The following is a 20,716-nucleotide window of genomic DNA, read 5'->3' as shown; positions in this document are numbered from 1 at the left end:
GGCTGGGCCGGCGATGCACCTTGTCCGGACAGCGGTCATGATTATTCCTCGAACCGCTCAGGGTACCGGCCCAGCAATCCGATCAGCGTAGCGCCGACGCCAAACCCGACGGCGCAGGCGATCAGGCCGACTGTGTAGGAACCGGTCGCGTCATAAAGACGCCCCACGCCCATCGGCCCCAGTCCGGCCCCCAGCGCGAAGAAGCCAAGCTGCCAGCCATAAATTTCCCCATAGGCCCGCAGGCCGAAATAGCGGCTGGCCAAATAGGCGACCAGATCGACCTCCGCTCCCGCCGCCAGACCGATCAACACAACAGCGGCCAGCGCCAGCGACAGGTTGGCCCCCGCCAGCATCAGCAGAAAGCAGGCTGCCCCGGCGATGGCCAGGATGCCAAAGGCAACGGCAGGTGCATAGAAACGGTCCACCAGCACCCCGATGCCCAGGCGGCCCGCAATGATAGCAAAGCCCAGCAGGCTAGCGGCCCAAACGGCACTAGCCCGTTCCATCCCGCCCCCAGACAGGATCGAGACCAGATGCACGATCAGAGCTGACACGGCGAAGGAGGCGAACAGGAAGCCCACGCCCAGCATCCAGAATTGACGCGACCGGCGGGCGGCGGCGGCGGTTAGGCCGGGGCGAACCAGCGTTGTGGCCGCTGTGACATGCTTCGCACCACCAACTTCATGAAACAGCAGCCAGACAATTGGCAGACCAATGGCCAGGACCAGCGCCGCCTGACCCAGATAGGCCATGCGCCAGCCATAGTCGGCGATGAGCCATTGCGTATAGGGCGGGGCCAGGATGGCGACAACACCGGTCCCCGTCAGGGTCAGTCCCAGCGCCATGCCGCGCGCCTTGTCGAACCCGGCATTGACGGCACGGGTCCAGACGATGGGCAAGGTACCGGCCCCCAGCACCATGGCGATGCCGAAGGCCAGATAGAAGCTCCACAATTCCGCACCGATCAGGCTCAGCCCGCCCAGACCGGCCGCCAGCCCGACCAGGGACACCAGTCCCACCTTGCGCCCGCCGAACCGGTCGGCCAGCCGGCCCACCACCGGCCCCAGGATCAGCGTGGTCAGGGTCGTCAGGATGGTGGCAGAGGCCAGCGAGGTGCGGGACCAGCCGAATTCCTGGGTCAACGGCCCGATGAAAATGCCCAGCGTATAGAAGGTAAGGCCTGTGATGCCCAGGCCCACACCCGTCGCCGCCGCCAGGATCAACGACCAGCCGCGCCGGAATTCCTCAATCTTGCCCATGGATATCCATTTTCCCGCGTAGCTGTCAGTGGCGACCGTAGCGGCCATAAAGGGCCGCCGCGATAAGATTGAATAGACCGGGCAAGACCCCGAAGGCCAGCATCACGCCGGTCAGGGCGCGCGGCTCCTGGGGCAGGCCCGCCATGGACCGCGCCACGTCAAAACCGAAACCGGACAGGACAAGCCCCACCAGCAAGGTGCCGCCAAGGGCAAAGCCGATCTTGTCCACCGCCACCCAGGCAGCGGAGTAAAGCCCGGCATTGGCCCGATCCTCACCCGCGATGTCCGACATCATGGAAAAGCTGAGCAGGGCCCAGCCGGAATTAAACAAAGCGGCCACCACACAGAACACGTAGGCGACCATGGTGCCCGACTGGGCATTCTGCGACCAGGCGATATAGGTGACACCATAGCCGATGGCCGACAGCACATAGACCGGCTTCTTGCCCACCCGTTTGGCCACCGCAACCCACAGGGGCTGGGCCACGATGATGCCGGCGCAGACCGCCACGATCAGCCCGCCGATCAGCTGCAGCGCCGCCGCCCCTTGCCCCATATTGTAGGTCAGGAAATACAGCATGGACGCATAGGCCATCCCCGAGCCGATCAGTTGCAGCAGGTTGGAGGCCAGCAGCACGGAAAAGCGCGGGGCAGCCAGCACGGCGATCGCAGCCGAGAACGTCATGCGCGTAGCGGTCGCGACCGCCGGTGCCCGGCCCGCCTGCCGTGCCGCGCGGCCCGCCCCGAAAAAGGCGATCAGCAGAGAGATAGGGCAGATCACAGCCAGGACGCGGGCCATGCCCTCGTACCCGGGTTGACCACCGCCCAGATATTGCACTACGCCGGGCGCCACCGCCCCGCCGATTAGCACGCCCGCAGCCGTGAACACCAGCCGCCAGGCCATCAGGACAGTCCGCTGGTGCGGATCGTCCGACAATTCGCCCGCGATGGACAGATAGGGCACAGAGAAGCTGGCGAAGACGGCCATATACAGGCTGAATGCGGCAGCCACATAGGCAACCCGCCCCGTCTGCGACAGGTCAGCCGGCACGTGGAACAGCAGCAGAAACGCCATGGGAGAGCCAATGACACCGGCCAGCAGCCACCAGCGGCGGTGGAACCGGTGTTTCCAGCGGTCGGACAGCACGCCAACCAGCAGATCACAGCCCACGCCCCAAACCAGCTTCGGCACGAAGATCGCGACACCGGCCAATGCCGGTTCGATCCCCAGGACAGTGGTCATGAAGAACAGCAGCAGCAGCGACGGCACGTCGCGGAACACCTGTCCCGCCACTTGGCCCGCGCCATAGCCGACCTGAGACAGAAGACCCAGGCGGCCGGCGGCGGGCGGGGGCGCATCGGTAATGGCGGCGGTCATCGGTGATCCTTGAATGGTCGCTACGTCGTCAAAAAGAAAAAGGGCGGGCGGGCACCGTAGCACCCGCCCGCCCCTTCTCTCACTTGGGCGGCATCGGCGGCAGCGTACGCGGTGGCGGCGGCTGCGGCGGGGTCCATCCAGCCGGCACGGGGGCCGGCGTCTGGAACCGAGCGTAGTTCTCGATACTGGACAGGGACGGACCGTAATCTTCCGTCGGGGAGGCTAGCCATTTCGGGTCCATGGCGCGGGCGGCTTCGCGGATATCGGCCGGGATGTCATTCACGCTGTCATAGGCACCGAAGGAGCAGAAATAGGAAATATGGCCCGGAGCTTGACCCATCAGCATCCAGGGCAGCCAGGGCGTGATCCGCGACCAGGAGCCCACGGCCTTCACATGCGTCAGCTTCGGATTCTCCAGATCCTTACGCTTGATCACATAGGTGAACAGCTCGGAGACGCGGTTAAAGGCGCCACCCGACTCACGCACCCACTTATCGGGCTGCAGGGCGTTCGGGTAGAACAGATGGATGTCGGTGGTCAGGATCACCGTGTCATCGGGGCCATAGCGCCAGTCCAGCAGGAACGGCTCCGGCGGCGGCTTGTCCTTGTTCAGCCCACCATAGGAAGGCGGCTGCGGCTTGAACTCGCCGATCGTATAATTATAGGGGTCGTTGGCGATGGGAACGACCCGCACATCCTCGTTCGTATACGGGTTGTGCCAGGTCTTCATGATCTCGCCGGTCTTGGCATCCCGGTAGAAGCCGATCTCGCGCAGCATGCGGCGATAGGAACCGTCTTCCAGCCGCTTTGTGCGCACGAAGCTGAACCCGTCCAAGATGAACAGGGTACGCACCGGCTCGTTATCGCGGACGCCGTAGACATTACCCCGGAACCAGCCGATCTTTTCCTTGGTCGGATCAATATCCGCGTCCAGGCGGACATAGCTGTCCCGGTTCCATTTCGGGTCCTTGAAATCGATCTTGGTCTGGAAGGACGGCGTGGCAGAGGACGCCATGGCCGCCGACACACCCCCACCGACCGCACCAGCGGCGGCAGCCATGGCCGCCAGGCCCAGGCTTTGACGGCGCGTCAATTCAGGTCCGCTCATGATCCCGGAACTCCCATTGTTCTGAACGGAAGGCGTGGCACCGCCCCCCTTGTCGTGATCAAATCTGGCGCGGAAGAATTCAGGCTGGAAACGATCATGCCCCCGAATATCCACCAGGTGGACATTCAGGGGCAGCGCCCTTTGCCCGCATCCCGGTCCGGCTCTTCAATCGGATCAGGGTTTTCCAAGCAACCATCACCGATCCGGGAGCGGTCATGCTTAATACATTCCAGCAACAGGCGCACCCAGCGCTGCCCACCGCCACACATGACGAGGCGACGCGTCAGGAATTCACCAAGAGCTTCAAGAATTTTATTCAGCAGAAGTTGCTGCCGGGTCTTACGCCGATCTATCGCAACCGGGTTGCCCCGGCTTTCGAGGCGCAGCATGGCCGCGCACCTGCCGACCGCCGCGACATCCGTGGCGGCATGGTTCGCGATCTTTATTTCCAGCATTACGCATCCGCCAACCGCATCGCGCAGGAACTGCTGTGGGAGGCGACAAATGTCAGCATCGACCGACAATTGCCGGAGCTGATTGAGAAGGCTGCCGAACTGTCTGCGAAGTCGGGTGCCGTGCTGGATATTCCCGAAGGTTTCGTGGTCCCGCGCTATATCACGGCGCTGGATATCCACTGCATGCCCGGCGGATACGCGACCGAGGTCGCCAAGAACGACATCTCCGTTGGCGCGCTGTATGACCGCGGCGTCTATCTCTACGCCATGGGCTATATGGGTCCGCTGAACGACGATATGGGCCGGTCGGTCTGCAACTACCTGCAGCGTCGGATGCCCGACTTCAAGCCAAAGCGTATCCTGGACATGGGCTGCACGGTCGGTCACGCCACCCTGCCCTATAAGGAGCTGTTCCCCGACGCTGAAGTGTGGGGCATTGATGTCGGCGGGCCTTGCGTACGCTATGCCCATGCGCGGGCTGCTGGTCTGGGGCTGGAGGTGAATTTCGCGCAGATGAACGCGGAGGAAACGCGTTTCCCCGACGGGCATTTCGATCTGGTGGTCAGCCATATCCTGCTGCACGAAACCTCTGCCAAGGCCATGCCGCGCATCTTCAAGGAATGCCACCGGCTGCTGTCGCCGGGCGGTCTGATGATCCATGCCGATCTGCCGCCGTTTGACCTGATGGACCCGTTCACCCAGTTCATCCTGGATAACGAGACCTGGTACAATAACGAGCCGTTCTGGGGCGCAATGCGCGAGATGGACCAGTTCGATCTGGCCCAGAAGGCCGGGTTCGATCGAACCGATGCCAAGTTCGACACCGCCCCGATGGCCGTCATGGAATTCGCCGCCAGCGAGGCCTCCGGATACAGCCAGGATGCCGCCAGTGCCGTGGCCGAACGTGAGTTCACCGCCGGTGAATATGCACCGGGCGGCGGCTGGGAAGTGTTCATTGCCCAGAAGCAGAAATCCGTCGCCGCCAAGGATGCCGCCTGATGACTAGCACTGCAAACCGCCCGCATGTCGTCAAGGACGCCAAGGGCAAGCGCCCGCAATTCTATGACGCACCCGGCATGGATCAGGCGATGTCCATGGTGCTGGTCCTGGCGAATGAGATTTCCGTTCTGCATGACCGTCTGGACAGTGTCGAACGCTATGCCAAGACCAAGGGGCTGGATCTGGCCGCCGGTATCGAGACTCTGGTGCTGGATCAAGACGCGCTGGAAGCGCGCGAGGCCTGGCGTCAGGACTTCCTGGATCGGATCTTCTACCTGATGCGCAAGGAAGCGCGTGAGGCAGCTGAAGCCGACACCAAGGAACGTTTCAACCGCACCATCGAGGAAATAGCAGAGGCGTAAGCCTCCCTCGTCCTCATCCGATTAGTGTTTTCTCCCTAAACTGCCGCCACCCACGGCCCCCCTGTGGGTGGCGGGCTTGTCTTTGGACCCCGTCAGAACCCCTTGATGCAGCTTTCACTCGACAACCAGACCCTTCGCCGCAGCCTGGATGCCGCCACCGGCATTCCGGAGGTCGTGATGATGATTCCGGCTTATTACCGGCTTTACATGCTGCTGCGCGCGGAATTGCTAGGCAATCGGGCCGTGGACCTCCCAACCACGCAAATGGGTTTGGCCGCCCATTACGGCGTTTGCCGTGGGACGGCCACTGCGGCACTGGCTTTGCTGAACCGGGACGGGCTGATCAAGCCCGCGCGGCGGGGGCGGCCCCGGTCACTTGACCGTTAAGCGGGCCGGGCCTTTATCCGACAGCCGGCCATTCAGGGTAACCAGTGCCGTCTTGTCACCGCCCGCATGGGCGCGCATGAACAGTACGGACAGCTCGGCGGCGATGGCCAGTTGCTCGGCCTGCACCGGTCCCGGCAGTTCGGGCCGGCAGATGCCGCCGCCGAAATAATGGTCCACCCCATCCAGGACCAGCGCATAACGGCTGCCACCGGGGGCTGCTTCATCATAGGGCAGCAGATGGCTTTTCCAGTCGCCACCGGGACCTGGCGGCACATCCTTGTCGCCGGTCTGGATCAGGGCAGGTACGGCCAGTGGCGCATAGTCACCGGCCTTGATGAAGCCCATGCCGGCACCGGGCGGGGAGAATGCCAGAGAGACAAGGGCGCGCGGATCACGCAGCGGCGTCTTTACCTCCGGCGGCACAGCGATGGCCGACCCGCCCAGGCACAAAGCCACCAGCGCGCCATAGGAATGACCGGCGGCGATATAGGGGCCGCCCAGATGATCGGCCAGGGCCCGTACATCCTCGATCCGCGCCGGCCAACTGGCCATACCCTGGAAATTCGCGCGGTCGGGATGGTCAGTGCTGTCCACATGCAGGGGGGCATAGACGCTGTACCCGGCCTTGGTCCAAGCATCGACCAACGGCTGATACTTCCAGGGCGCCGAAGCGGCCCCATGGGAGAATAGGATATGCCCCGCCTCCTTGCCCACCGCCTTCCAGACACTGACCGACACAGCACGGCCCGATGGGGTTTTGACGGTCAGGTCGGAGGACCTGGCCAGAACGGGCAACACCGCCAGACCGGCAAGTGCCGTGGCGGTCAGCAGAAGCGAACGACGGGACAGGTCGGCCATGGGGCGCTCCGTAAGGTAGGCGTTACGTGGACCACCCTCTCCAATCATACAGGCTTTCGCCGGGATGACGGGAGAGGGTGGGAAGCCGATGTTTAAGCTACGAAGTGCGCCAGCTTCACGGGCGGCTTGGGCGCCGGCAAGCCGGTTTCAGCCAGGCTGTTGGCGCGCAGCGTGTCGATGTCGGGACCATAGTTGAAGACCGACGTCACCGGCCCCCGCTCCGCCCGCATCTGGGTCCGCAGCGCCTCGGTGGCGGCGGCATCGACTTTGCCATCGACCAGCACAACACCGTAACGCTTGGCTCCTTCGACCGTGACCAGACCGCGCTCAAGCTCCAGCTCCAGCAAGGTCGGCTCCCGCAGGAGCGGGTCGCCCCAGCCGCCGCCGCCCCAGGTGATGAAATGCAGCTGGTCGCCGGCCTCGATGGTCAGGTTCTCCAGCTTGTTGCCCACCACAATCTGGGTACCGTCAGGCTTTTCCAGTATCTTGCGAGCGCGGGCACCGGGTTCACCACCGTTCACGCCCCAGGGCATGGTGAACCAGCGGTCATCGTGGATGGCGATGGTGCCGGATGCCAGGAAGCGATAAGTCATGATGATGCCGTTGCCGCCGCGATGCAGGCCGGCCCCGCCACTGTCGGCCACCGTCTCGTACCGTTCGATGACCAGCGGGAAGTACCGCTCCAGGAACTCGTTCGGCACATTGGTGAAGCCGGGGAACAGCGAATGCCCGTCCGGCCCGTCGCCCAGCGGACGGCCCGGAATGCCACCGAACCCGATCTGGAACAGCTGGAACCAGCGGCCTTTGGCATCATAGCCGGAATAAAACAGGTGCGGGGAGGAGGAGAAGCCGGCGGCGTTGAGAAATTCCGGCGTCTTCTGGCCCAACAACCCGCCCATAATGTCGAACAGCCGGCCCAGAGCGTGGGTGCGGCCCGACAGGGCGGCGGGGAATTTCGGCTTCAGCAGCGATCCTTCGGGGATCTTCACCCGTATCAAGTCGTAATAGCCGTCGTTGAACAGCACCTGCGGGTCGAAGACCATGATCAGGTAGATGCCGAAGAACATCTTCAGCATGTTTTCATTCAGGAAGAAGTTGATCGAGGCCGGGCTTTGCGGGTCGGTACCATCGAAATCCAGCACCACGATGTCGCCTTCGCGATGCATGGTGCAGCGGATCTTGTAGGGGCCGAAGCCCATACCGTCGTCACAGATATAATCCTCGAAGCTGACCTTCTCCTCGCTGATGGAACTGGCGATAAGCTGCTTCACGGCGCGGTAGTTGCGGGCCAGCAGCTCGTCGGTGGCAGCCGCGAAGACGTCGTCGCCAAACCGCTCGCACATTTCCACCACGCGGCGGGCCGCCACACGGCAGGACGCGATCAGGGCGTTCAGATCGGCGGTACACCAGTCGGGCTTGCGCGTTTGCGCCATGATCAGCTTGATCACGTCCGCGTTATAAACGCCCTTGGAATATATCTTGATGGGCGGGATACGCACCCCTTCCTCAAAGATCGAGGTGGCGTCGATGGGCATCGACCCCACGACCTTGCCGCCAATGTCCGATTGGTGACCGAACATGGACGTGTAGGCGACCAGACGGCCATCCTTGAACACGGGAAGAAGCACCAGCCAGTCATTGAGATGGCTGATGGCGCCGCCGACCGAGTACGGGTCGGACAGCATGATCATGTCGCCTTCCTCGACGGTGCCCTCGAACCCGTCCAGGAACGGGCCGATATAGGAACCGAACTGGCCCACGATCATCTGGCCGGTACGGTCAGCGATCAGGGGGAAGGCGTCGCCCTGTTCACGGATGCCGGGCGACATGGCGGTGCGCACCAGGGTGGCATCCATCTCGATACGGGCATTGCGCAAGGCGTTCTCAATGACTTCCAGCGTCACCGGGTCGATGCTGACCTTGTTGAAGGGGGCGTTGTTGGTCTGGATGATCTGGGCGGGCATGGATCACACTCCCCTTCAGCGCGGGTTGATCAGGATGTTGCCGACGCGGTCGACCAGGCCGTCACAACCGGCCTCAATCAGCGTCGTGCTGTCCATTTCGATGACGATGGCGGGACCTGGGATCAGGTCACCAGCCTTCAACTTGGCACGGTCATAGATGATTGCGGGCACCATCTTGCCGTCCATCCACAGCTCATGATCGCGGATCTTGGCAGCCGACGGATCGCCATTGCCCTTGGGCAGTTCAGCCGCCGGCAGGTCCAGCACAGGGCCCAGGGCGACCGCGCGCAAATTCACCAGCTCATGCGGCGACGGCATGTTGAAGGTGAACAGGCGATGATGCTCCTCATCAAAGCGCTTGGTCACACCGGCCAGACCGTCACGGCGCAGCGTTGCCGGATCGATGGATAACGGCACCTCGAAGGCCTGGCCCTCATAGCGCACATCGATCTCGAACAGGCTGGTGATGTCTTCGTCCTTGATGCCCTCGGCCTTCAGTTCATCCCGCGTCTGGGCGGCCATGGATTCCAAGACCGCGATCACCTCCGCCTCTTCCGTCTCGTCAAACCGGCGGGAGAAGGAACGGGCGGTTTCGGTGCGCATGCGTGTTGTCGCATCGCCCAACGCGCACAGCACGCCGGGGGAAACGGGCGACACCGCCGGCCAGGACCCCATCAGACGGGCGACCGCATTGACATGCAGCGGACCGGCACCACCAAAACCCATCAGGGCGAAGTCGCGCGGATCATAGCCCTGCTGAACCGAGATCATGCGCAGCGCGCCGAACATGTTCTCGTTCACGATATCGATGATGCCACGCGCGGCGGCGTAGAGATCAATGCCCAGCGTGTCGGCGATGGTCTGCACCGCCTTTTTCGCCCCCTCGCGGTCCAGCTTGAAGGTACCGCCCAGCAGCGCCTCCGGCAGGTAGCCCAGGACGACATTGGCGTCGGTCACGGTGGGCAGCGTGCCGCCCTTGCCATAGGCCACCGGGCCGGGCACGGCACCGGCCGATTGCGGGCCGACGCGCAGGGCCTTGGTCAGTTCCGGCACATAGGCGATGGAGCCGCCGCCGGCCCCCACCGTCTTCACATCCAGCGAGGATGCACGGACAGCGAGGTGCCCAACCTCGGTCGTGCGCACCCGGCGCGGGTCCAGATTTTCGATCAGGGCCACGTCGGTGGACGTGCCGCCCACATCCAGCGTCAGGATGTTACGGATGCCGGAATTGGCACCCACCCACAGGGCACCCGTCACACCACCGGCAGGACCCGACATCAGCAACGATACCGGATGTTCTTCCGACTTCTCCGACGACATCAGACCGCCATCGGAGCGCAGCAGCGACAGCGAGCCGGCCATGCCCGCAGACCGCAGCTTTTCACGCAGATTGCGGACATAACGGCCAACAATGGGGCGGACGGAGGCATTGGCGACGGTGGTCAGCGTGCGCTCATATTCCTGCATCTCGGGCAGGACCTCATGAGACAGCGATACCGGCACGCCGGGCAGGATCTCCGCCGCCAGTTCGCCCACACGCTTCTCATGCGCGCCATTCAGATAGGCATTGATCAGGGAGACGGTGACCGCCTCGACGCCCTTGTCCTTCAGCCGCAGCAGGGCATCGCGGATATTGGCCTCGTCAATGGGGCGCAGTTCGTTGCCCTGTGCGTCCATGCGGCCCTTGATCTCGAACGTATCCTCCAGTCGAGCCAGCGGCTCCGGCTTTGGCCAGACGATCCAGCCGGCCAGACCGCCCGGCACGAAGGAGCGCGCGATCTGCATGATCTGGCGGTAACCCTCGGTAACGATCAGGCCGACCTTGGCGCCCTTGCCTTCCAGCACGGCATTGGTGGCGACCGTGGTTCCATGCAGGAAGAATTCCACGTCAGCCGGGGTGATCCCCGCCTTGTCGCAAATAGCAGTAACGCCATTCAGGATGCCGACGGAACTGTCGGCCGGGGTCGACGGGGTCTTGTGCCGCCAGAAGGCGCCCGTCGCATCGTTGAACAGCAGCAGGTCGGTGAAGGTGCCCCCTACATCGACGCCCAAACGGTAACCCATCGCATCCCCCTGTTTTGGAAGCGGCCAAATTTCTATGTCAGCAGTACCGGAACCGTGGCCAGCGACCATCGGCGGAGACCTGTTTGACCGCTGTGCGGATGGGCGTCGCGCGGTTCCCACTCTTAACAATGCAAAACGGCCCGCCTGTGGAGGCGGGCCGTCGCTTGGCGGATATCCGGAAGGGTCAGGGTGCGGCAGAACCGGTTTCGCGCTTCAAGATGGTGATCAGCGCCTTCTGCGTTTCCGGGTCCGTGATGTTGCCCGACGACACAACCATGGACGTGCCGGGGGCGAAGGCATCGGGATTGGCCAGGAATTTCGCTAGGCTCTCATCCGTCCAGACCTCTCCCGCCGCGCCGTGGGCGACCAGGCTGTCGCCATAAGGGAAGTTCGGGACGGTCGCGATCTTCTGACCCATGATACCGTAAAGGTTGGGGCCGACCATATGTGCCCCACCCTTATTCATGGTGTGGCAGAAGGTGCACCATTTGAACGTCTCGGCCCGCACCTTGCGTTCGAAGTCGGTCTCGGGCGGCAATTGCTCAATGACCAGGGGCGCCTCATGCGAGGTGACATGGGCCGCCGCCTCCACCCGCTGACCCTGAGCGAAGGGCGAGACGCGGAACAGCATATGCGGGCCGTACATGCCGACCACGACGACTGCGATGGCCGCCACCGCCGCTGGCACCACGCCGCGCACCGCGTCCGGATTGGACACCGCCGTCACCCGGCCCCGGCGGACCAGTTGCGACAGGCCCCAGATGGCCGCACAGATACCAAGGAAGATGGCAACCGCACCCGGCCCCCGCTCATACGACTTGAAGGTCGACAGCGCGAAGACAGAGGAAGAGAAGCTGAGCAGCACGAACAGACCGAAACCCGGCGGGAAGGCACCGAACAGGCCGCGCCCGTGCCGGAACAGAAACCATACCGCCGTCAGCAGTGCCGCCAGCTTCAGCACCAGCAGGCTGGTGCTGACCCCCGAATGGAAATAGCCGGTGAACAGCCAGACTTCGCGGCTTTCACCCAAAAGGGCGGGGATCGGGATGGGGCCCAGATGCAGGTCCATCCCGTGGCTCCAAACCACCAGCACGCCCAGCAGCGGGGCAGCAAAAAACATCAGATAGGTGGCGTTGACCACGGCCATGACCCAGGCCTTGGCACGCGGCGGCAGCGGCACCTGCGGACCCGGTGCACGCCCCTTCAGCCACTGCCAGAGGCGCATCGCCGCATAAAGGAACAGGGCCGTGCCTAGGAAATAATGCCAGCCGCGCAGCTGCTCGCGGATGGGTGCGGCCTTGTCCGACCGCAGCAGGATCATGGTCAGCAGATCATGCACCAGGACCAGCAGCGGCAAGCCATAGGCCAGGACCTTGTCCAGCGGCTTGTTCGTATCACGTTGTTCCATACCCGATGTCCCCCGGCCTTATCGCGGCCTGTTAAATCTTTTCCAGGATTTCCAGTGCTGCGGCCTCGCCCGTTTCCATGGCGCTTTCCATGCCATGTTCCAGGCGGCGCAGATGCTCGCCCGCGAAATGGACACGACCGGCGGGCTTACCCATCTCCATGGCGAAGCGCTTCACCTGACCCGGTGCATAGAAATGCTTGTTGCCACCCACAAACGGGTTGCGGCCCCAGCTGTAGCCGACCTTGTATTCCAAGGCGCCGGCCATGCTCGGCCGGATACGGGCCAGTTCGGCCAGCACCAGTTCCACCTGTTTAGCGGTGTCGCGGTCGTCCCACCGGGTGGCTCCATCGCCATTGACCCAGACAATCATGGTCTCAATCTCGCCCGTCTCCGGGCTTTTCAGCGCGAAAGCACGCTCGAACGACGTGTTGCTCCAGATTGAGGGTGGCAGGCCGTCTTTTTCCCAATAGGGCTTCTTGATCTTGAAATGGAACTGCGTCGTTGCCGAATAACGGGCACCGGCAACGGCATCGGCCTGTGCATCGGGTAGGCCAGGCGTGAAGCGGATGCGGCTGACGGCGCTGAACGGTGCGGCCATCACCATGAAACGGCTGGTCAGCACGTCGCCATTGCCCAGCAGGGTCTTGACCTGATCACCCGCCTGATCGACGGCGATCACGGGGCTGTTCAAGCGCACCGGCAATTTCAGCGCGGCGGCCATGGCGCGCGGCAGCATGTCGGACCCGCCGACAATATAGCTGCGGTCGGATACCAGCGAAGCACCGCCATATTGCGGCTTGTTGGGGTCCTTGAAGCCTTCCACCTGGGCACGCGCCATATCGCGGAAGATCGACAGGGCGGACACGCCCTCCAAGCTGGCGCCGTTCAGGTCGATATCAGCCAGCCGGATCGCCGCCTCTGACACACCCTTGGACCGCATCAGTTCGGCGGCGGAAATGTCGTACTGCAAATTCTCCGGCTGCAGCCAGGCATTGGTCTGGTTAAAGGGCAGCCAGTCATGCATCAGACGGTTTTGCAGGATAAAGGGCAGAAATTCGCGTTCCTTTCCCCGCGTCTGATTGACCGGCGATTTGGCCCAGTCGGCGGTCAGCACGCTGGTGCCATCGACATGCAGCAGGAAGTCCGTGCCCTTGGCACCCTTGGTGGTCAGCCCGACATTGTGGCGGGCACAGGCGTCGCGGACGCGGCCGTAAAGTGCGCCAACCTCGCTGCCGCCCAGCTCGGCCTGATAGCCTTCGGCCCGGCCCGTGCGCAAGCGGCCACCGACACGGTCGGACGCTTCCACCACCTGCACCACCAGGCCCTGTTCCTCCAGCATGGCGGCGGCGTTCAGACCGGCAAGGCCGGCACCGACCACCACGACATCAACGGTCTGGGGTCCGGCGGCCCAGCCGCGCGACGCGGCGAGCAGCGGTGCGGCGGCAAGGATGCCACCCACAACGGAACGGCGGGACAGGATCGGCTGACGGAGGGTCATGAGCACATTCTCCAACCTGGTAAAATAACAATCCCCCGGCCTTAAGGGCCGGGGGAAACGTCATCGCATCATCAGAACTTGGCGGAAGCCGTGACGCCGAAGCGGCGGCCCTCACCATGGTAGACTTCCATGATACGCTGGGTGCCGACATTGTAGTTACGCGGCTGCTGGATGATGTTGGCGTTATACTTCTCGTCGGTCAGGTTGGTCGCCCAGGCCGCGATGGAATAGGTGTCGCTTTCCAGCGCCAGACGCAGATTGGTCAGCGTGCGCTCACCAAAGGTGGTCAGGTTCAGGCTGTTGACGTAGCTGGGGCCGGTGTAATTGACGTCCACACGACCGGCCAGGGTCCAGTCGGCGGAGACCGGCACGTCTGCGGTGACATGCAGGTTATACTGCAACTTCACCGACCGGGCCGGACGGTTGCCGGCGATGGAGGCGAAGGTGCCACGGCCCGTGATGGTGACCAGATCACAGACGGTGGACGGGTTGCCGCACTGCGACGAATAGGCCGGGTCATAGGTGCCCTTGGCGAATTTCGGATCGGAATAGGTCACCGAACCGCCGACGGACACAATGTCGGTAGCCTTCACCTCGGTCTGCACCTCGAACCCGTTGGTATTCATCTTGCCGGCATTCATGATGATTGCCTGCGCGACGGACGCGGTGGGAGAGAAGGTGGAGAGCTGCAGGTTCGTCCAGTTCACGCGGAAGGCCGAGGCGTTCAGCATGACGCGACGGTCGAACAGCCAGGACTTTACACCGGCTTCATAGGTCCAGTTCGTCTCTTCGTCGAAGGTCTTCTCATTGTCCGACAGACCGGCCAGCGAGTTGAAACCACCCGAGCGCACGCCCTTGGCCGCCGAGGCGAACAGGAAGACATCTTCCGTGGCCTTGTAATCGACCGTGAAACGCGGCGTGAAGCTGGTGAACTCACCCCGGAAGGGCTGACCGGCGACGCAGGGACCGAAGGCGTTGAAGAAGGTCAGCAGGCAGCGGTCGGTCTTGCGGTCGATGTTATACCGGCCTTCCGCAGCGACGCGCAGGCCATCAATTACTTCATACCCGACAGAGCCGAACACCGAACGGGTGATGTTCTGCTTGTAATTCTGGCTGGCCAGACGGGCAACGATGGTCGGGTCCAGGACCAGGCCCGGATTGGCCAGCGACGCCAGCGGACCGGTGCCGGCGGGGGAACCGGGCAGGATCTGCACCAGACGTTCATTAGCCGCCAAACCAGGGGCCGACGTGGCAGCCCACGACTTGCTGTCGACATTCGACTGGAAGAAGAAGGCACCGGCCAGCCATTGGAACCGGTCGGCGTCGGGCGACTGGATACGGATTTCCTGGCTCTTGGTCACCACCTCATCATTGCTGATCAGCAGGGAATTGGCACGGACGGTGCGGGTGTAGCTGCCGGTGGCGGCACCGCAGGTGCTGCCGACCGTGCAGATGCCATAGAGCGCCCCATTGCCATAGACGTCGGAATCGTTGCCCGCATAAATCTCCGAAGCGCTGATGCCGGTGACGCTGACGATCGAGAAATTCTCGAACTCATATTCCAGCTCCAGGGCGCCCTGACGGGACTTGGAGACGCTTTCCGGAATGGTGGAGGTGACATCGATGGGCAGGTTGGTCGGGATCTTGCCGCAATAGAGCAGATAGGCCTGCGACTGAGCGTTGAAACCACCGCAATTGTGGGTCGTCACCGGGTTCAGCGAGAGGCCGGGCATTTCAGATGTGGACTTGGTGGCAAAGCCGGTGAAGGTCGCCGTGAAGTTCTCGGTCGGGGTGAAGACCAGGGCGCCGGAGACGCCGCGCTTCTCAAACCCGCCCAGCTTGTCGTTAGGGTCGAAATCGTTCTTGAACTCGCCGGCATAGGTGGACCAGGAAGCGGTGATCGAGCCGGCCAGCTTGTCCTCGATGATCGGACGGGACAGGGAGACCTTGCCACGATAATCGCCATTATTGCCGATGGTGACGCTGGCTTTTCCTTCGGGCGTGCCGGTGGGGCGAGCGGTTGTGATGCCCACGGCGCCAGCGAAGGTGGAACGGCCGTAAAGCGCGCTCTGCGGACCCTTCACCACGTCTAGCTGGGCGATATCGACGGTACCCAGAACGTCCGCCGTGTTACGGCTGGTCTGATAGATGCCGTCGATGAAAATACCGACATTAGCTTCGATATTGAGGTCGGTGGACGAATTCGCGGGCGCCAGACCACGCACATAGACGTTGGTGAAAGCGCCACCGGTGATGTTGGTGACCGAGATGCCAGGCGTGTTGTTCGCCAGTTCGGTCAGGGTGGTGATGTTGCGCTCCGAAAGATCGTCGGCGGTCAGAGCCTGGATCGCGATGGGGACGGTCTGAATGTCCTCCTTGCGCTTACGGGCCGTGACGATGATCTCTTCCAGCACCAGCTCGCCCTCGGCAGCCAGGGCAGCGGGAACAATTGCGGAAGCAGCGAAGGCACTGACCAGGGCGGACGTGGTCAGGGCGACGAATTTGGAACGGTACATGAAGCCCCCTTGATTTTTGCGGTCATTTCGAGCGGCATTATTTCCGGCGCCTTGTTCCCGTTTTCTGGCAGCTGTACTTTATTTGGGGGCCGCGCTGGCTTATTTTATTTGCCTACGCTGGTATTTCCCGATCAGCCTGCTAGCCGGATATCTGCCTGCCCAGTCAGCTAATTCCTTTGCCGAACTTTCCACAACATCGCCGCCCACGCTGTCCGCTAGGCGGATAGGGCTAAGGGCTCGCGGCACATGACCGCCCAGCGGACAGGCGGTCCCTGGCGGTCCCAACGTTGGCGGCCATACTGCTAGGCTTCGGAACCATAAAGGATAAACGGGGATCGAGATGAAGCGCGTCCTGTCCTGTCTTCTGTCGCTGGGGCTTCTGGCCGGCACCGCCATGGCAGCGGACCCGCCGCCCGCCTTTGAAAGCCAGACGCCCCCCCCGCCCCCCGATTATGGCCGCGCCGCAACCTGGGCCGCCACCGCCTGGGCACCCGGCGCCAGCGGGGCCCTGCCCGGCAATGTCGGCAAACTGGCGACGGCACCGGATGTGGATGTCTTCTACATTCACCCGACCACTGACCGGTCGGTGACGCGCTGGAACCAGGACCCGGCGGACAAGGCTGTCAATGACTGGACCGATGCAAGCGTCATCGCGCGGCAAGCCGCCGTTTTCAACACCTGCTGCCGCATCTTCGCCCCCCGCTACCGGCAAGCCACGCGTTTGGGCTTCAGCAACATGGCGGGCGACGGGCAGAAGGCGTTCGATCTTGCCTATAGCGACGTGTTGCGTGCCTTCGACCTGTATCTGAAGCGCGACAATGCGGGCAGGCCCTTCATCCTGGCAGGGCACAGCCAGGGGGCTTCCCACCTGATGCGGCTGCTGAAGGATCGTATCGACGGATCGCCGCTGAAGGACCGGATGGTCGTTGCCTATGTCATCGGCGTGAACCTGTCGGAAGGCGACTTCCCCCGCACCTACAAAACCCTGTCGATCTGTGCCAAACCGGCGGACACCGGCTGCGTCATCGCCTGGAACGCCGTCACTCCGGACACCGATCTGGCCCTGATGGGCAAGGCCAACGCCCAGCGGTTCGTGTCACTTTATGGTGACGTACCGGGCAAGGAACCGGTCTGCGTCAATCCCCTGACCTTTGACCGGGACCAGCCCGTAGCGGCAAAGGATCTGAACAAGGGTGCAGCCCCCGGCGATCCGGGCGAGGGGCCGGTCAAGGCGCTGGTGGCGAAGTCGGTGGCCGCGCACTGCGATAAGGGCTTCCTTGTCGTCGATGCCGATCCGGCGCTAGGGCTGAAACCCTTGCCGGGCGGAATCATGCATTACCATGATTACGGCCTGTTCTATGCCGACATCCAGACGAATGTACGGGTACGGATCGACGCGTTCGTGAAGCGTTAATAGACAGCGGCGTGGTGTTACAGCCGCGCCGTCACTGCCTTCGTCTCCAGATACGCATCCAGACCTTCACGCCCGAATTCCCGGCCCCAGCCCGACTGTTTGTAGCCGCCGAACGGGATGTTCGTGGCGATGGCGCCATGGCAATTGATCGACACCTGACCCGACCGGATGCGCGAGACCAGCTTGTGCGCGGTGGACAGGCTGCGGGTCCAGACACTGCCTGACAGGCCATAGACGCTGTCATTAGCCATGGCAGCGATCTCTTCCACATCCTCGGTCTCAAACCGATGGACCGCCATAACGGGCCCGAACACTTCGTCGCGGAAGATATCCATGTCGGGCCGGACATCCGTCAGGATGGTGGGGGGTACGAAATGGCCGGGGCGGTCCAGTTTAGCACCACCCGTCACCAGGGTCGCCCCCTGCGCCAGCGCCCGGTCCACATGGGCAAGGACACGCGACGCATGCGGCCCGCTGATCAAAGGGCCGAAATTATTGCCGGCATCCAACCCGTGACCCAGCGTGAAGAAGCCCGTGAAAGCCTTCATCCGCGCCACCAGCTCATCATGAATGGACGCATGGGCGAATATCCGGGTGCCGGCCATGCAGTTCTGGCCCTGCAAGAAGAAGGTCGCCATAGACACGCCGGGACCGGCCAGTTCCAGGTCGGCATCCGGCATCACCACCACAGGCGACTTGCCGCCCAGCTCCAGGCAGACTTTTTTCAGGTTGCCGGATGCTGCCTGCACGATCTTGCGCCCCACCTCGGTAGAGCCGGTGAAGCTGATCTTGTCGACCAGCAGATGGGCGGACAGCGCCGCTCCCGCCGTCTCTCCGGGGCCATTGACGATATTGACCACACCGTCGGGGAAGCCGGCCTCCTGGATCAACCGGGCGAGCGCCAGGGCCGACAAGGGCGTCTCCTCCGCCGGCTTCACCACCACGGTACAGCCCGACGCCAGGGCGGGCGCCAGCTTCAAGGTCAGGGTCGAAACGGGCACGTTCCACGGGACGATCAGCCCGACCACACCCACCGGTTCCCGTAGGGTGTAGGTCAACGCTTCCGCATCCGCCGTCACATGCGGCGGGGGCGTGGTGGTTACGCCTTCGATGCGCAGGATGGCGCTGGCGTAATAGTCGAACATCTCCACACAGTTGGACACGGTCAGGCCGGCGATGAAGCGCGGCATGCCATTATCCAGGATCTCCAACTCCGTAAACAATGCCGCATCGCGTTCCAGCAGCCGGGCCAACCGGACCAGAAGCGCGGCGCGTTGACGGGCCTTCAACTGCGACCAGGGGCCGTGAAAGGCCCTGGTCGCAGCTTGCACTGCCGCATCCACATCCTCGGCCCCACCCGATGCCACTGTCGCCAGATGCATTTCGGTTGCCGGGTCATAGGTGTCCAGTGTGGCGCCAGACAAGGCGGGACACCATTGCCCGTCGATCAACAGCCCATGCCGTTCGGCCAGAAAGGCCCGCGTGGCGGTAGAAACGGGAAGGCCGTCGAACGGCAGGGCTTTACGGGACATCGGCTCAGCTACCAGCAATCAGACGGGAACAGTGCGGCAATCGTAGTTCAGCAGGCCCAACGTATCCTCGTTGCGCAAGCCCTCCATCCCGAACAGTTCGGTATTGGCGGCCTGCATCCTATCGGCGTTGGCGTTGGATTCCAGCTGAATGAAGGTGGCGCGTTCATGCCGGGCGGCGACATAGCGGCGAAGCGCCTCACCGGTGCTGGCGCTGTCACCCAGGGCGCGCGACAGGACGATCGCATCCTCAATGGCACAGGCGGCGCCCTGGCCCATGAAAGGGGTCATGGCATGGGCGGCGTCGCCCAGCAGCGCCACCTTGTCATCAATGATCCAACTATCCAGCGGGCGGCGGGCATTGATGGCCCATTTATAGATCCGACCCTCCGGCACCGCAGCGATCATGGCCTGTACCTCCGGCGCCCAGCCGGCAAAGGTGGCCTCCAAGTCGGAGCGTTCGGCGGGAATGGTCCAGCCATCCTGGGTCCAGCCATCCTGACGGGCGAAGAACACCATATTAACGATCCTGGCCCCGCGGACCGGATAGCGAACGACCATGCGGTTCGGCCCGATATGCATGCCGGGCCATTCCACCAGATCCTTCAGCGCCCCCTCGACGGGAGCCAGCGCACGCCAGGCGACATGGCCCGTGAAATGGGGGGCGGCAGGTTCAAACAGGCGGCGGACCACCGATTTCAACCCATCAGCTCCGATGATCAGGTCACTCTCGACCCGGCGGCCATCATGCAGGACAGCCGTGGTGCCTTCCACCGCGACCACGCCGGCATCGGTCAGCAGCCGCCCCCCCGCAGTCTCCGCCGCATCCACCAGGATGGCGTGCAGGTCGGCACGGTGGATATAGACATAGGGCGCGCCATAACGGGCGCGCATGTCGGAACGGTCGATGGACCGCAGCAGGCGGCCATCCTGCCAATGCTGGATACGCTGACGAGCGGGTTCAACACCGGCGGCGGCAATCCGCTCCGCCAGGCCCAGATGCACATATCCCTTCATGGCGTTGGGCGACAGGGTCACACCGGCGCCGACCTCGGCAAAGGCGGGGGCGGCTTCCAGCAGCGTGACGGCGAAGCCCTGGCGCAACAGCGCGATGGCCGCCGTGAACCCGCCGATACCGCCACCGACGATCGTTATTCTCGCTTTGCTCATGGGCGTTTGAAGCCTTCGATTCGTTGACGGCCGACCCATCATCGGCGTCACGACGGATTAGGCGGCGTGAATGTGCCGCAGGGATAGGCAGCTGCTGTCCCTTGTCCACACGGCGGACGTGCCGGTATCCTTGAAAAATGTAAGCCTAGCGGGCATTTGCCGCCGTTTTATCCGGTAGGCGATTATGCCCCGCTATGCCCGCCCCCGAAAAATCCGCAGAAACCCGCCAGAACGGCATGATTTGCCGCCCGCCTTATCCGACAGGTGGACATACGGGCATATTCTTCGGTTACAGTTTTAATTCGCCGTCATGATCCATGTGGTCGGTTGATTGTTGGCGCGTCAGG

General features: G+C 63.3%; 15 protein-coding genes. 4 read left to right on the top strand and 11 right to left on the bottom strand.

The genetic code is table 11. The annotated features are described in order from the left end of the window. Positions 1-41: 41 nt before the first annotated feature. From C0V82_RS17410 to C0V82_RS17400, 3 genes are all read right to left on the bottom strand, one after another. On the bottom strand, positions 42-1,259 hold the full coding sequence (locus C0V82_RS17410) for an MFS transporter (RefSeq protein ID WP_158660012.1): 1,218 nt from the start codon (positions 1,257-1,259) through the stop codon (positions 42-44). Positions 1,260-1,284: 25 nt separating this feature from the next. Then, positions 1,285-2,637, bottom strand: coding sequence for an MFS transporter (locus tag C0V82_RS17405; RefSeq protein ID WP_102113728.1), 1,353 nt, complete (start codon positions 2,635-2,637; stop codon positions 1,285-1,287). Between the two features lie 79 nt (positions 2,638-2,716). Next, positions 2,717-3,745 (bottom strand): DUF1838 family protein, encoded by a 1,029-nt coding sequence (locus tag C0V82_RS17400; protein WP_102113727.1) that lies wholly within the window; start codon positions 3,743-3,745, stop codon positions 2,717-2,719. Between the two features lie 215 nt (positions 3,746-3,960). On the opposite strand from C0V82_RS17400, the gene C0V82_RS17395 reads away from it, so the two are divergent. The 3 genes from C0V82_RS17395 to C0V82_RS17385 all read left to right on the top strand — a co-directional run bounded on the left by C0V82_RS17395 (position 3,961) and on the right by C0V82_RS17385 (position 5,948). Continuing rightward, positions 3,961-5,199: a class I SAM-dependent methyltransferase gene (locus tag C0V82_RS17395; RefSeq protein WP_102113726.1), complete on the top strand. Its 1,239-nt coding sequence runs from the start codon at positions 3,961-3,963 to the stop codon at positions 5,197-5,199. Then, complete coding sequence (locus C0V82_RS17390) at positions 5,199-5,561, top strand: hypothetical protein (RefSeq protein WP_054166255.1); 363 nt, start codon at positions 5,199-5,201, stop codon at positions 5,559-5,561. The genes C0V82_RS17395 and C0V82_RS17390 overlap by 1 nt, the downstream gene beginning before the upstream one ends. Positions 5,562-5,666: 105 nt before the next feature. Continuing rightward, complete coding sequence (locus C0V82_RS17385) at positions 5,667-5,948, top strand: GntR family transcriptional regulator (RefSeq protein ID WP_102113725.1); 282 nt, start codon at positions 5,667-5,669, stop codon at positions 5,946-5,948. Here C0V82_RS17385 and C0V82_RS17380 read toward each other — a convergent pair. The 6 genes from C0V82_RS17380 to C0V82_RS17355 form a co-directional block, all read right to left on the bottom strand. Beyond that, positions 5,934-6,806: an alpha/beta hydrolase family protein gene (locus C0V82_RS17380; protein ID WP_158660011.1), complete on the bottom strand. Its 873-nt coding sequence runs from the start codon at positions 6,804-6,806 to the stop codon at positions 5,934-5,936. The genes C0V82_RS17385 and C0V82_RS17380 overlap by 15 nt on opposite strands. A gap of 92 nt (positions 6,807-6,898) precedes the next feature. Further along, complete coding sequence (locus C0V82_RS17375) at positions 6,899-8,770, bottom strand: hydantoinase B/oxoprolinase family protein (protein WP_102113723.1); 1,872 nt, start codon at positions 8,768-8,770, stop codon at positions 6,899-6,901. A gap of 15 nt (positions 8,771-8,785) precedes the next feature. Continuing rightward, complete coding sequence (locus C0V82_RS17370) at positions 8,786-10,834, bottom strand: hydantoinase/oxoprolinase family protein (protein ID WP_102113722.1); 2,049 nt, start codon at positions 10,832-10,834, stop codon at positions 8,786-8,788. A 184-nt stretch (positions 10,835-11,018) separates the two neighbouring features. Then, complete coding sequence (locus C0V82_RS17365; RefSeq protein WP_102113721.1) at positions 11,019-12,242, bottom strand: c-type cytochrome; 1,224 nt, start codon at positions 12,240-12,242, stop codon at positions 11,019-11,021. A gap of 31 nt (positions 12,243-12,273) precedes the next feature. Continuing rightward, positions 12,274-13,740 carry a flavin monoamine oxidase family protein gene (locus C0V82_RS17360; RefSeq protein WP_102113720.1) on the bottom strand — a complete coding sequence of 489 codons (1,467 nt, stop codon included), beginning with the start codon at positions 13,738-13,740 and terminating at the stop codon, positions 12,274-12,276. Positions 13,741-13,811: 71 nt separating this feature from the next. Then, positions 13,812-16,256: a TonB-dependent receptor gene (locus tag C0V82_RS17355; RefSeq protein WP_102113719.1), complete on the bottom strand. Its 2,445-nt coding sequence runs from the start codon at positions 16,254-16,256 to the stop codon at positions 13,812-13,814. A gap of 340 nt (positions 16,257-16,596) precedes the next feature. Here C0V82_RS17355 and C0V82_RS17350 point away from each other — a divergent pair, with 340 nt between their 5' ends. Continuing rightward, complete coding sequence (locus C0V82_RS17350) at positions 16,597-17,670, top strand: DUF3089 domain-containing protein (protein WP_102113718.1); 1,074 nt, start codon at positions 16,597-16,599, stop codon at positions 17,668-17,670. Positions 17,671-17,687: 17 nt separating this feature from the next. Here the strand turns inward: C0V82_RS17350 and C0V82_RS17345 are convergent, their stop codons facing one another. Continuing rightward, positions 17,688-19,202 (bottom strand): aldehyde dehydrogenase family protein, encoded by a 1,515-nt coding sequence (locus C0V82_RS17345; protein ID WP_102113717.1) that lies wholly within the window; start codon positions 19,200-19,202, stop codon positions 17,688-17,690. Positions 19,203-19,220: 18 nt separating this feature from the next. After that, a complete protein-coding gene (locus C0V82_RS17340; protein ID WP_102113716.1) occupies positions 19,221-20,369 on the bottom strand; it encodes an FAD-dependent monooxygenase in 1,149 nt (382 codons plus the stop codon). Positions 20,370-20,716: the final 347 nt, after the last annotated feature.

It is taken from the genome of Niveispirillum cyanobacteriorum, assembly GCF_002868735.1.
GTDB classification, from domain to species: domain Bacteria; phylum Pseudomonadota; class Alphaproteobacteria; order Azospirillales; family Azospirillaceae; genus Niveispirillum; species Niveispirillum cyanobacteriorum.
Note: the sequence above shows the minus strand (reverse complement) of the source record. Positions and strands in the feature narration are given on the sequence as shown.